Below are 13847 nucleotides of genomic sequence, written 5' to 3' on the forward strand. Positions count from 1 at the left end.
TTCTCTGCTATCCAGAGCAACGATTTTAAAACGCTGGATGAAGGTCAGCGCGTAGAGTTCTCGATTGAGAACGGCGCAAAAGGGCCTTCGGCGGCCAATGTTGTTGCCCTGTAAAGACAGGCAATAACGGCTAATTATCAGGTTAGAAATCCCCGGTTTTTGCTCTGATATGAATTGCCCAAATAAAGAACGCTTTGCGCGAGATACCAAGTTTGGAGATCCTTAGATCGATCCTTAAACTACGGTACTATGACGGCTCCTATGACTAGGAGCCGTTTTTTTGTGCTATTTTTCAGGTTAGTGACAACTTTCATTGCTACGGTATTCTTCGTAAAAATCATTCCACTGAATTAATTTATCACAGCCTGTTTAAGCACGTTAGAATTCGCAGGGCTAATCTCAAAGAGAATAGAGCAAACAGCGACGTGGGAATTTTTATAAAGAAACGCCCTCGTCTATCAAGACTGAGGGCGGCAAAGACTTCTATTCGAAAAAACCAGCGCCATTCCAGTTAATCGAGCTGAAGGGATTGGATAAGCGAAATAGCTAGATCAATCGTTGGCCAGTGAGCGCTTCAAGAATTTTCAACGGGGACTGCTCTGGGTGTTTCATACCCTTTACCGGTAATAGGAAGGTCTGTTCCAGCATATATTGGCCTCCCATTGCGGCATGTGGTGTTTGATCTGAAAAACAAATCCAACTGCTACCAGGCGGAAATTCGATCGCAACTTGTTGGCCATTTTGCTGATAATCTGCGTCAGATTTCATTTTATCGTGTAGCTGCAACATTAAATGATCGTAATGGCTGCGTCGGAGTTTGGTGATACCAACTTTATGCTGTAACCAACTGCTAATAGGTGAGTAGCGATCGAGTTTTGGCAGATAACGGCTCGCTAATTGCTGAAAATCTTCACCTACTCGCCAAGAGCGATTTTCACCGTGGGGATTAATATTGGTGAAAATACGAATAATCCGCTCACCGTAATTAGGCCTCGAGGGGAAAGCATCAACGTGTAAACGGCTATCATCTTTGCGCCAGGACGTTTTGTCCCGCCATGCGGCGACTGGATGCAGCCTTAGGCTGTTAGTTGGGCTGCGTAGGGCATGGGTATATTCAGGTAATAATTGTCCTAATAGACTAACGCAGTGTTGATAATAGCGCTCAAGCAGCTGGCGCGTTAGCTCGATTTTACTTTCATCCGTCACACCAGTAAGTTCACCTTCCAGAGGTTTGAAACTGATGTTTTTGCGTTTTATATCGACCAGCGCTGGGTTCAGTAATTGCTTCTCTTGTGAGCTTAACGGGAAAGCCAGATTCGGTAAAAAAAGAACTTTTCCCTGTTCTAAGGCTTCAATTGCATCGGGAATGACATGCTCATTCTTGCCCCAATGTTGGTGAGGGAGAGTGAGAATCATCGGATCTGGGGCGATAGAGTTAGAATTCATCAGATATCCGGCCTAGATTATTTTAGTCAGTGATAAATAATATAACTTTTTTTAAACAATTAATTGCACTTTTGTGGCGAATTGCGAGCAAACAGAACATTCCGGTTAGTGGCAGAGCAAGTAATGGAGTGGCACTTATGCAGAGTGTCCCATTAGGTGATTTTGGTTCTGAATTTTCTGAGGACAATGATGCTCAATGAGCTGAGCATCATTGTGCTAGATAAGGTTGTTTTAGAGAGGATGGCGATAGACGACGTATCGTATTCCTTTGGCTAAGAAACGTAGAAAAATTGAATTAATGTAGTGAAATATTAATATGTTAACTGAACTGTGATTGGTTCTAATAAATATGGACATAAAAAAGCCCTGATAATCTGATCATCAAGGCTTTTTTTATCAGGTACATATCATCTGATTAGACAGGCACGATTCTCGAGTCAGTAATCGAGGAGACTTGCTTTTTTGAGTAGGCCAGATCGTAAACATCGTAGAAATCGATTTCGCCTTTATTTTCTATGATGCGTTTAATTTTATTTTTAAAGTCATCATTGATATTTTTATTTTCAAGCAATTTAGCCACTGCTTCTGGAGACAGAGCGCGGCTGAAAAACCATTCGCCGTTATAGCAAACGCGGAGGTCGAGTACACCAATGTCTTCAAATTTAAATATCGGCTTTATTTCCATCAATAAAATTGCTGACATGATGACAAAAAATGCAGTAAAACCAATAACGTAATAAGTACCAAAATAAGGTGTTAAAAGCATCAGAATTAAAACAAAGAAATATGAAATCAGCATTGCCAAACACAAATACGGATGTTTATGAATGAACTCAATATTAAAGTCAAGACGACCATTCCGGTTTTCTTTTTTATTGATTTTCTCAATGTCTTCAATGAGTATTTCTTTTATTATATCCATTGCGATGACCTTGTAATTGCAGATGAGTCGGATAAAATTATTATCTATTGCTATAGATTAGCACGAGAAATGCGTCCTCAAGTATATCAGTTCGATGAATTACCTGACCTAACTGTTATAGGCAGTTTCTGCGTATCGTGAGTTTTTGAACACTGTTATCACCTGCTGGTGACGACGTAATTCCCTGCTTTACTGAGCTAAAATTTAGTAGAGCGTAGAACCTGATGAGATTGAACGCTCTACTTGTTTTATCAAGCACGGGGTGACTATTTGAGGTTAGAACGTGAGTACAATTTTACCAATATGAGTGCTCGCTTCCATTAACTCATGTGCGGCGGTGGCCTCCTTGATAGGGAAGGTCGCAAAAACCTGTGGTTTTAGCTTCCCTTTCTCTATCAATGGCCAAATTTTTAGTTGTAACTCTTCTGCAATGATTGCTTTTTCTGCCACGGTTCGTGAACGTAGCGTCGAGCCGGTATGTGTCAGGCGTTTTAATAGCATCGGCATCAAGTTCAGATCTTTAGCAGGACCATTTTGCGTACCTATTTGTACAATTCTGCCATTCATCGCAGCGGCTTCATAATTGCGTGCTACATAGTCACCAGCGATGAGATCGACAATGACGTCGGCACCGTTGCCTTCAGTGGCTAATTTTGTTTCAGCCACAAAATCCTGAGTACGGTAGTTAATCGCTACATCGGCGCCCATTGCCAGGCAAGCTTCTCGCTTATCTTCCGATCCGACGGTGACAATTATTTTGGCTGCGCCAAAAGCTTTGCTTAGCATGGTTGAGGTTGTACCAATGCCTGAGGAACCACCGTGTATCAGCACGGTTTCTCCTGCTTTTAAGCCGCCGCGCTGAAATAAATTAGCCCAGACGGTGAAAAAGGTTTCGGGTAACGCCGCCGCCTCGATCATTGATAATCCTTCCGGAACCGGGAGGGCGTTTGTTTCGTGTATCACACAATATTCAGCATAACCGCCGCCTGCGATCAGGCCGCAAACTTTGTCGCCCATCTTGAATCGGGATGTTTTCTGTCCTAAGGCCACAACTTCGCCTGAAATTTCTAAACCCGGAATGTCTGATGCGCCCGGTGGTGGGGCATACAGGCCGCGACGTTGCAGAACATCGGGCCGGTTAACGCCGGCAGCCGCAACTTTGACTAAAATTTGCCCTTCATCTGGTGTAGGGATAGGGCGTTTCCCTGCCATCAAGACGGAAGGTGGGCCAAATTGGGTTATTTCTATCGCAACCATGCGACTATCGGAGGTTATTGAAGACATATCATTCCTCTTTAGTTATGGCGAACTCATTGAGTAGCCAATGGCTTCTGATTTACAGAAAAGGTTAATAGTTTAATAAACCCCTCTGAGTGCTGACCATATTATCCTCATTGTGAGAATAATCCATTCGTAGAGTGCGAGTCAGATGTGAAAAGTAAGGTACGACAGAAAGTAATAAATAAAAAAGGCGCCCAATAGGGTGGGCGCATAAAAGTGCTAAAAATGAATAACTACAGGACTAAGAGATACACTGGATCATTTTAATTGTATGGGTAAACCCATAGGCCGTTATATAGGTATAAATCCTAAACCTTGCTCCATAAAAAAGCCGGCTTAGCTTACTTAATTATTTGAACTGCCAGCAGACTTGGTAATGATAGTTTTCTGCATTCAGTAGGAAATCATCATTGACACTGGGACTCCAAGAATCGTCCCCACCAACGCCCATGTGGTAACCATCGATGTTTAACCAAGTCCCTTTTTCATGTTTCAGCAGATGTTGATGTGATGTTTCCATCAATTGTTGCAAGCCGTAGCGACTAATCCCGAAATGGAAGTTACCTGTTAGTTGTAAATTGCCATAGCTTAAACTGCGGGTGTTACAACGCAGGCCATTCTCACTAGGGAACGTATAGGGAGTGTGTAGCGATTCAAGAGGCAAAGTCCATTGGCTGAAAGTCGCAGATAGTTGGCGATCTGGATAATTTTCATGTGGACCCAGCCCAAGCCAACTTACTTGCGATTCGATAAGATTCAGTTGGCAGCACATGCCTATCCGGGCTGGAGATGGTGAGCCTGAGGCCCGCGTAACATTGACTTCAATTTTCATCTGATTTTGTTCATTGAAATGATAGACCCAACGGCTTTTTAATAAACCTCCTTGAGGAGCGTTATACTCATAATCTGCGGTTATCAATACGCCATTAGACATTGTGCTGGCATGTATTGAGATACAACGGCGATCAAGTTGATACATTCCGGCCTGTTTCCAGCGCTCAACCCAGGCATTTGGATCAATCCGCGTCGTTTCGCTGATACCAATATCATTATCTAATGGAGCGCGAATAAACTGATCCTGAAGCGGAGTAAGTAAAAGCGGTTTTTCATTAATTAACCACTGTTCTAATAAACCACTTTGTCGATCGAATAACCAACGCTGACGATTATTTTCAACAATCCAATATTGCTCATTAGATGTAAGTTGAGGATGTCCAATCACGGAGATATTTTGCTTCGATGCGGTGTTCGATGCGTGGGTTAATGAAGGCAGAATGGTAGGTAATTTCCATTGGTGCCACGCTGACTTGTGGTCTTCTTCAGACCACTGGGTAGCGGTTGGTTGTTTAATCTCAACGTGTAGCCACAATTCACCTTGTAACTTTAGGGGAGCTGGTAATGATCCTAACTCTAGCTTTTGGCTTAGCTCTGGGGCGATAACAATAGGTATATTTCCATGCTGAATTATTTCTCCATCCAGTTCTAGTCGCCAGTAAAAATGTTCATTGTCAGTATGACGGAATAGAAATTCACTGGTTACTTCCACTATGAGTGGGGTGGTGCTGACAAGCGTAAATTGAAAGAACTGCTGCGCTCGCTGTGCTTCATAAAGGCTAGGATGGGGAGTTCTATCAGGGAAAACCAATCCGTTCATACAAAATTGGCGGTCGTTAGGAGTATCACCAAAATCGCCACCGTAGGCCCAGTAGGCTTGCCCGTTTTCATCATGGCGAGTCAGACTTTGATCAACCCAATCCCAAACGAACCCCCCTTGTAAGCGTGGATGCTGCCGGAAGGCCTGCCAGTAACGATCAAAACCACCAAAACTATTCCCCATCGCGTGCGCATATTCACAAAGAATTAATGGCCGGGGCTCTTCGGGTAGACCAATCCATTTTTTTATCGACCACTTAGGCACGGCATCAAAAGGTTGGTCTTGATCCACTCTGGCATACATCGGACAGAGAATATCGGTAGCGGCAGTATTGGCTCCGCCACCTTCATATTGAACAGGACGGGTTGGATCGTTAGTTTTGATCCAGCGATATAGCGCATCGTGAGTTGCGCCATGGCCTGACTCATTACCAAGGGACCAGATGATAATGCAGGTATGATTACGGTCTCGTTGTACCATCCGAGTGACGCGTTCACTGAATGCATTGAGCCAACGTGGATCGTCAGACAGTCGGCTCATCGGTTGCATCCCGTGAGTTTCAATATTAGCCTCATCGACCACATAAAGGCCCAGTTGGTCGCATAAACGATACCACAGCGGGTGATTTGGGTAATGAGAGCAGCGAACGGCATTGAAATTATGCCGTTTCATTAACTGAATATCCTGACGCATAGTAGCTTCATCTATGGTCTGGCCTGTCAGCGGATGATGCTCATGACGATTGACTCCCCGGATAAGCAAGGGTTTGCCGTTTAGTTTGAGTAGCCCTTTATCAATTTCGATTTTCCTAAAACCTATGTCATAAGCTTCCGCCTCAATGATTTCTTGATCCAAAGACTTGAGAGCAACAACAACGCGATAAAGTGTAGGTTGTTCTGCGCTCCATAAGTGGGGCGATTCTACCGGTAGTACCAATTCGACACGTTCCGGATAGTTACCTCGTTCATCAATTGTTTTGCTCCCCATGTCCTGTTCTTGCTGCCCAATCAGAACATCATTTAGCCAAAGCTGAGCCTTTATCAAATAATTGTCGGCAATATGAGGTTGCAATAGAGGCAAATTGATCGCCGCCATAACGGAGAGCTCCGCGGAGCGAAAACCAGGTGCCAGTAGTGTCTTAATCTGGATATTAGACAGATGGATATCTGGTTTATGCAGCAACGTCACGTCGCGGAAAATCCCGCTCATACGCCACATGTCCTGATCTTCAAGATAGCTGCCATCACTCCAGCGCAAGACCAACACGGCAATGCGGTTACTTCCGGTTTGAAGATAGGGACTAATATCGAATTCAGCAGGCAGGCGGCTGTCTTGCGAATATCCAACCCAGTTGCCGTTACACCACAGGTGAAAAGCCGAGTTTACACCGTCGAAAATGATGCGGGTTTGACCGGATGCTGGCCAGTCGGGATTGAGCATGAATTCAGTTGAATAACACCCCGTGGGATTTAAGTCAGGTACATAGGGTGGATTAACAGGTATCGGATATTGGACGTTAGTATAAATAGGTGTATCAAAACCAAATAACTGCCAATTTGAAGGTACAGGTAAAAGAGTTGATTTAGGTAAGTCCTGAGTAATCCAATCCTCGGGAACGGCCTCAGGGCGGTCAAAATAACTGAAATGCCAATATCCATTTAGAGAATGCAGACTTGCCGAATCGGTATCATCACGAGCCTGAGTAACATCACGCCAGCTGCGAAAGGGAGAATGTGCATCCAGTCGATTATATTGAGTGATACCTGGGTTTTCCCAGTCACGTCGAGACAGTATATTTGCCAGTGATTTCTCTCGATTACCTTGCCTTATCTCTGCATTCATTTTCAGCCTTCTTTTTCCGTTTGATTATCGGGGCTTGCATTTAGTCGATAGGCGACACTGAATCGCATAAATATAGCCACACAAATGTTATGCGCTCACATTTCTTGTTTTGCTTACCTTGAAGGGGAAGGAATCGCTTGTAAACGGGTAAAAAATGAATAAGCGAGTGAGATCGCATTTATTTTTGGTTATGCAAAAAATCGTAAAATTTTTTCCGAGAAGGTTCGTAAAATTTATTTATGGCTGATGATATGTGTGCCAATAACACGTAATTTTATTTCGAACTACAAGGTACCCAGACGATTCGCTATTTGTGTTCCGCAAGCTCTTGTGGTGTAGTTTGTGACATGATTGGAACGTTATTTACTGGGGCTGTTGTTTGACGAAGCACAAGTTCAGGGCTTAAAAGCAGAGAGTTTAGCTGGATGCCATGGCTAGTTCGCAGTAACGCGACCAATTGTTGCAGGCTTTTCTCGCCTAGCTGACGAAAATCTTGTCTGACGGTCGTTAAAGGGGGGTGAAAATAGGCACTATCGTCGGTGTCGTCGTATCCAACTATGGAAACATCTTTTGGAATGCTGAGACCTTGTTCCTGGAGGGCGCGTAAAACCCCCAAAGCCATCTGGTCACTGGCAACCAGAATAGCGGTAAAAGAGGTGCCGCTTTGTAAAAGGGATTTTGCGCAAAGATAGCCACTGTGTGCGCTCCAGTCTCCATAGAACACTTTCTGAGGCTTTAGGCCGCTCAAGGCTAATGTGGTTAACCAGCCTTGATAGCGCAGTTGGGAGGAAATTGTGTCTTTAGAGCCTGCGATCAGAACTATTTTCTGATGCCCTAACGCCAATAAATGTTCGGCACCTTGCCTGGCGCCATGAAACGGGTCAAAAACCACGCTATGAGCGGTTGATTGCGGATCAACGTCCAGAAATATGACGGGAACATTGGTGCATTGATGGGTTATTTCGGCGCTTTGCTGCTGAGTTAGTGGCGCATTGATTAATATCCCCTCAACTCGCTGAGCCAGGAGTTCATTCACAGCGCGCTGGCAGGCCTGCTCGTCAAAATGATCAATCATGGCGATGACGACGCTAAAACCTAATTGGCGGGCTTTTATCTTTATTGCAGAGGCAATCTGCGATGGCGCATGTAAAGATAAATCGGTTGTGACTAACCCAAGTGTACAGCTGTTCTTACCAGCCAGCTGTTGGGCAACGCGATTGGGTACATAGTGCAGTGCTGCCATTGCCTGTTCTATTTTAGCTCTGGTTTTGTCTGAGACATTCGGAGCCTGATTTAATACGCGAGAAACAGTCTGATAGGATACACCCGCGTAATGTGCGACATCATCGAGCGTTACGGATTTGGTTTTCATAAACAGCTTCTCAGCAACAGAACTTACTGAACATAATAGCAAAATTGTGGCATAAATTTTTGAACGCAGCAGTAAAAGGTTAAAATCGCCTGCCAGAAGCCAGAAGCCAGAAGCCAGAATCAAGTAGCCAGGAGCAATAATCAATAATCTTTATTCAATAATCAATAGGCAATAAAAAGGAAAAGGGCGTAGGGCTAAAACCTGCAGAGTTAATGCAATTTTATAGATAAGCTGGTTTAACTGATGGCGTTGATAGCTAAAAGCATGGGTTAGGGTGAAAAGCGTCAAGCATCAGCATCAAGCATCTGCGCCAATGCCGGATAATCAGGCGTAGTGGTATTTAATGAAATGGTTCTGGCGGCAGGTTGTGGCCGGGGGAAGTGAATAAAAAATGGCTTCTTTGCCTTAATTTTAGGCATGTGAATCACAATATTCGGTTCCTGTAATAAAAAGAGTTGCTATTAAAAGCCCGTCATGAGTTAATGCGTCTCGGCCTGTGGTACAGACCTATTTATGCACGACATCTTGAGTAAAGTAGTTCATATTTAAAGCGTTATCGTTGATAGCTCTTCACTGACGAATTTCCTTCATAGTGCCTCCATAAGTAACGACTGATAACCGGCTATAACACGCCCATGGTGGCAAAAATTTTTTAATTAAGGAAATAAACATGTCTAACATGATGAAAGGTCAAGTAAAGTGGTTCAACGAGTCTAAAGGCTTCGGTTTCATCACTCCAGCTGACGGCAGCAAAGACGTGTTCGTACACTTCTCTGCAATCCAAGATCAAGGCTTCAAGACCCTGGCTGAAGGCCAGAACGTACAGTTCTCTATCGAGAACGGTGCTAAAGGTCCGTCTGCAGCAAACGTAACTGCAATCTAATCGGCCTCTCGCTGATTAATTGAAAAAACCCGCTCAGGCGGGTTTTTTGTTATCTGTAATAGGCCATGACTCAAGTTTTACGTTCCGTTTGCAACATCCCGTTCTTCCTCCAGACAATCTATCCTCGAAAGCTACCTATCAGCGCTTCCTTATTTAAAATACTACCTATCGGTAATTACCGTTGCATACCACTCTGGTACGCGTAAACCTTATCATTCTCACTGTATTATGTACTACACTAGTTGCATTGATTAAGGATAGGATAAGACTATGAAAGTTAACGATCTAGTGACAGTTAAAACCGACGGCGGCCCGAGACGGGAAGGCGTGGTTCTTGAGGTTGAGGAATTCAGTGAGGGCGTAATGTATCTGGTTTCACTGAAGGATTATCCTGAGGGAGTTTGGTTCTTCAACGAAATTGATAGCAAAGACGGGACTTTCGTGGAACCGCGTTGAATTGATTAAGCCTATATACAAGAAACCGGAGTAGGGGATTCCCTGTCTCCGGTTTTTTTACATCAATGTTAGCCTGCTACCGGCTAACACATTGAATATCCGATATATAGAGAGTTAATCGGCATGAGTAACTCGCTTAAAATGTTTCCCAGTTTTCCGTATCCAGTTCTGGTTTTTTAGCATTAAAATTATTGCTTGTCTTGGCGTTACTTGCGGGTTGTCCACCCGTGTTTTTACCTTTGCTATTTAATTGGAAAACAGCCACTGCGTGAGTCAGCATTGATGCCTGCTGCTCTAGTGATGCCGCCGCCGCTGACGCTTCCTGCACTAAAGAGGCATTTTGCTGCGTGACATTATCCATTTCAGAAACTGCCTGAGCTACCTGACTAATGCCCCGACTTTGTTCATCGGATGCAGAGGCAATTTCACCCATAATATCCGTAACATGAGTGACCGCAGTTACAATCTCTTTCATCGCTTTGCCTGCGTCAGAAACCAAAATCGAACCGTCGCCGACCAGATCAACGGAAGCTTCAATCAGACATTCTATTTCTTTGGCCGCGTCCGCACTACGTTGAGCCAAGTGACGAACTTCACTAGCGACAACCGCAAATCCACGTCCCTGCTCTCCTGCTCGGGCGGCTTCGACAGCCGCGTTTAGCGCCAGAATATTGGTCTGGAATGCTATGCTATTGATAACATTGGTAATATCTGCGATTTTCATTGAGCTAAGGGATATTTTATCCATCGTGCTCACGACATCGCTGACAATATCACCGCCTTCACGAGCTTTGCTGGAGGCATTGGCTGCCAGTTGGCTGGCATGATGAGCGTTTTCAGAGTTTTGTTTTACCGTGGCGGTTAGCTGTTCCATGCTGGCGGCAGTTTGTTCCAAAGATGCGGCCTGTTGCTCTGTTCGTGCTGATAGGTCGGTATTTCCAGACGCTATTTCACTGGTCCCTTGATAGATAGAATCTGCGCTATTTCTGACAGATTCAACGGTTCGGGATAATGATTCCTGCATCAGCTGAATGTTGCTGCCGAGTAGGCCAATTTCATTTTTGCCGAATGGAATAGTCGGTTGAGTCAGGTCGCCATCGGCAATCCGTTGGATGCGGGTGACCAGCACATTCATGGGCTTGATGATAACTTTACTAATGACTAAAAAAGTCACCAAAGTAAGAACCACGGTGAAAATGAAGGCTCCGCCCATCAAGATATAACCTAACCGAGCCCCTTGTTTAGCCGATTGATTTATCTGATTGGCTTGCTCGGCAAGATAATTAATGCTGGCGAGCAAAGGTTCGTTATAGGCCATATCTAACTGTTTAAGCTTTTCCGCTTCGAGAGAAATAACTTCCTCAAAGTGCCCCTGTTGTGAGGCATCCAACATCGGCATCATCCCTTCGCTGCGATATTGTTCGTAAGCTTTCTTAAGCGGTATATCCAGAGCTAACTCATTTTTATCTTTACCTGGGCGATTGAAGTAAAGATCAAACATCTTTTGCGATTCAGCCAGACGATTCTCCGCCGTTTTTAAACCGGATTGATAACTTTCCGTGTCGCCAATGCGTGCGGCAGAAGCGGCCTGAATCAAAATTAAGCGTGCCGCTCGGAGATAATCTGAGCTGTTGGATAAACCTAGACGAATGTCCACCTCTTTAGTAGCGTGCTCAAGATACTGATTACTTTGTTTTAAGAAGTAGCTAGATGTGCCAATGGCCACGGCAAACAGTGCCAGTATGCCAGCCAGAATTGCCACAAACAGAGTAACCAGGCGGATATTATTAATAAATATGACTTTTGCCTGCGAAGGCGTGGCTGTATCTATTAATTGCTGTGTACTTCCACTTTTCATTATTATTTCCGTCTTAAAGGCGATCGAAGGGAGAGGTAGGAACCGGACAGAACTTTATTCACATTGGTAATTAACTACATAAACTGCATAGAGTACTTTTAAAACCTATCGGCCATTGACCCGAAATGCTTAGGGTTATATATGCGACAGAGATCGCAAAACTGATTAAATACGTTCATAAAACTAAAGAATGGAACCTATAAGGCCGATAAAGCTGCAAATTTACCAAGGGATTTATCAGAAAAACTGGATTGGCTTAATACAGTATCGCGGTAACTTGCTGTTTTTCATCTTCCTTGCCTTCCTCACGCTCTGGTTGAATGGCCCGAGCGAAGTACGATAGCTAATGCAATAGCGCTCCTACGAATGAAAGAACTGCTGGTGGCTGTGAACTTATGCTTGAGTAAGGGAACATCAGCTCTAAAATGCTGACAACCTGACAACCTGACAACCTGACAACCTGACAACCTGACAACCTGACAACCCGACAACCCGACAGATTGAATTCTTTATACAGATTGAGTTACAGGGAGCGGTAGGGATAAACACGATTATCTTTGCGAAGGATAAGATACGCGAAGCGATGCAATGTCTCATACAGGGCTTGGGCTTTTGTTAATCTTTCTGAGTTAGCCGTCACTGAAACGAGTAAATTCGTGATAGGGGAGCTAAAAATGTTTTGGTTCCCTGCGCGGGAGAGCAAAAATCAGGTGCGCTGTGGCATTACGGAAACTCATAAGCCGGCTTAATTGAACGCCAGAAGATTATTTTTTCCTTGAGCAATAAATTCAATGATAAGAATATTTTCCTTTTTTAAGCGAAATACACTTAATTATCAACGTAAACGAAGTTTTTAATTATATTTCCTAATGAATTATTGTCGTTTATGATTTGTTGAAAAAACCTCGCTTTACATATTTATTCCCCGAACCTATAATTATGCGAAATTTCAGTGGAGAGAATTAATGGACACCCAAAGTTGTAGTCAAATAAGCAAGGCAAGCTGACTCATCTCCTTCTGATTTGTTGCTTGCCGAACATGGCGGGCAGCACCCTCAAGTTTTATTCTGAACTGTGCATACCCTAGTGAATTATAAATAGTCGATGGTTTTATCATCGAAAGAGTTTATTTGGATTTTATTATGGTATTCAACGGTCACTCTCTATTTCCTCCTGGTTTTCACATCAGTTAATTGCTGAGTATTCTCTCGGCACAATTACCTGTGTGCTAAATAGCACATGATTACTCTTCCATTAATAATGTGGATAGAATCATGTCATTGACTCCGTTCGTCTTAAATATATTACTCGCTACGGCTTTGGGCGCATTAATTGGCGCTGAGCGTCAATGGCGTCAGCGTATGGCGGGATTACGCACTTATGCTTTGGTTGCTACAGGCGCTGCGATATTTGTTCTTAGCTCTGCCGTAACATCTCCGGATAGTCCGGGGCGAATTGCCGCACAAATTGTTTCTGGGATCGGTTTTTTGGGCGCCGGTGTTATTATGCGCGACGGCATGAATATTCGCGGTTTGAACACGGCGGCGACTCTGTGGTGTTCCGCTGCGGTGGGCGTTCTTTGCGGACTTGGGCTTGTCTGGCATGCGGTGTGTGCGACTGCGATTATTTTGAGCGCTAATATATTACTGCGCGAAGCTGCTCATCGAATTAATCTACAGCCCCAACAACAGGCTCTCGATCTGGAAGTTCGTTATCGTATTCAGGTAACCTGCGGCACTGAAGATGAAATATTGGTGAGAACATTAATATTGCAGGGATTGAATGGAATGGCACTGCGTTTGCAATCTTTATGTAGCGCAGATATTTCTCGTCCCGGTCAATTAGAAGTGTGTGCCGAAATAATGGCAACGCCAGCGGCGCAAAAAGAAATAGAAGGCATTGTTTGTCGCGTTAGTCTGGAAAGAAGCGTCAGCGCGGTTCATTGGCGAGTGGCATCAGAATTGCCCATATGAAATTTTACTGTTATCTGGCAAAACTATTAATCATAAATAATAAACTATTCTCACCCAAGTGGTAGTAAGGAGCCGTTATGGACGAGCACCCCGGAGTTAAATTAATCAAGCGTTGTTAATTTCGATTTAAATTAATCTGGTTGGCAACGCAATAAATAAA

11 protein-coding genes are annotated in these 13847 nt (G+C 44.0%); 4 read left to right on the forward strand and 7 right to left on the reverse strand.

Going from position 1 to position 13847, the window contains the following annotated elements; all coding sequences use genetic code 11:
* Window positions 1-114 (forward strand): cold shock domain-containing protein (locus DBA33_RS15055; protein WP_162975216.1); only part of this gene is annotated, 114 nt, incomplete at its 5' end.
* A gap of 432 nt (window positions 115-546) precedes the next feature.
* Here DBA33_RS15055 and DBA33_RS15060 read toward each other — a convergent pair.
* From DBA33_RS15060 to DBA33_RS21170, 6 genes are all read right to left on the reverse strand, one after another.
* Window positions 547-1446, reverse strand: coding sequence for a Kdo hydroxylase family protein (locus DBA33_RS15060; protein WP_064517582.1), 900 nt, complete (start codon window positions 1444-1446; stop codon window positions 547-549).
* 415 nt (window positions 1447-1861) lie between these two features.
* On the reverse strand, window positions 1862-2368 hold the full coding sequence (locus DBA33_RS15065) for a YlaC family protein (protein WP_064517584.1): 507 nt from the start codon (window positions 2366-2368) through the stop codon (window positions 1862-1864).
* 276 nt (window positions 2369-2644) lie between these two features.
* Window positions 2645-3652 (reverse strand): NAD(P)H-quinone oxidoreductase, encoded by a 1008-nt coding sequence (locus DBA33_RS15070; protein WP_064517586.1) that lies wholly within the window; start codon window positions 3650-3652, stop codon window positions 2645-2647.
* A gap of 346 nt (window positions 3653-3998) precedes the next feature.
* Window positions 3999-7145, reverse strand: a complete 3147-nt coding sequence (locus DBA33_RS15075) for a beta-galactosidase (protein WP_064517588.1) — start codon at window positions 7143-7145, stop codon at window positions 3999-4001.
* A gap of 307 nt (window positions 7146-7452) precedes the next feature.
* Window positions 7453-8517 carry a LacI family DNA-binding transcriptional regulator gene (locus tag DBA33_RS15080; protein WP_064517589.1) on the reverse strand — a complete coding sequence of 355 codons (1065 nt, stop codon included), beginning with the start codon at window positions 8515-8517 and terminating at the stop codon, window positions 7453-7455.
* A 284-nt stretch (window positions 8518-8801) separates the two neighbouring features.
* Entirely contained in the window at window positions 8802-8936 is a 135-nt protein-coding gene (locus DBA33_RS21170) for a hypothetical protein (RefSeq protein ID WP_276148124.1), read from the reverse strand.
* A gap of 251 nt (window positions 8937-9187) precedes the next feature.
* Here DBA33_RS21170 and cspE point away from each other — a divergent pair, with 251 nt between their 5' ends.
* Window positions 9188-9400 (forward strand): transcription antiterminator/RNA stability regulator CspE, encoded by a 213-nt coding sequence (gene cspE / locus DBA33_RS15085; RefSeq protein WP_002210893.1) that lies wholly within the window; start codon window positions 9188-9190, stop codon window positions 9398-9400.
* A gap of 270 nt (window positions 9401-9670) precedes the next feature.
* Window positions 9671-9856 (forward strand): protein DsrB, encoded by a 186-nt coding sequence (dsrB, locus tag DBA33_RS15090; RefSeq protein WP_064517591.1) that lies wholly within the window; start codon window positions 9671-9673, stop codon window positions 9854-9856.
* A gap of 136 nt (window positions 9857-9992) precedes the next feature.
* On the opposite strand, the gene DBA33_RS15095 is transcribed toward dsrB, so the two are convergent.
* Window positions 9993-11714: a methyl-accepting chemotaxis protein gene (locus DBA33_RS15095; protein WP_064517593.1), complete on the reverse strand. Its 1722-nt coding sequence runs from the start codon at window positions 11712-11714 to the stop codon at window positions 9993-9995.
* Window positions 11715-12988: 1274 nt separating this feature from the next.
* On the opposite strand from DBA33_RS15095, the gene DBA33_RS15100 reads away from it, so the two are divergent.
* Window positions 12989-13687 carry an MgtC family protein gene (locus tag DBA33_RS15100; RefSeq protein WP_064517595.1) on the forward strand — a complete coding sequence of 233 codons (699 nt, stop codon included), beginning with the start codon at window positions 12989-12991 and terminating at the stop codon, window positions 13685-13687.
* Window positions 13688-13847: the final 160 nt, after the last annotated feature.

Source organism: Yersinia sp. IP36721, from assembly GCF_003634395.1.
GTDB lineage: Bacteria > Pseudomonadota > Gammaproteobacteria > Enterobacterales > Enterobacteriaceae > Yersinia > Yersinia entomophaga.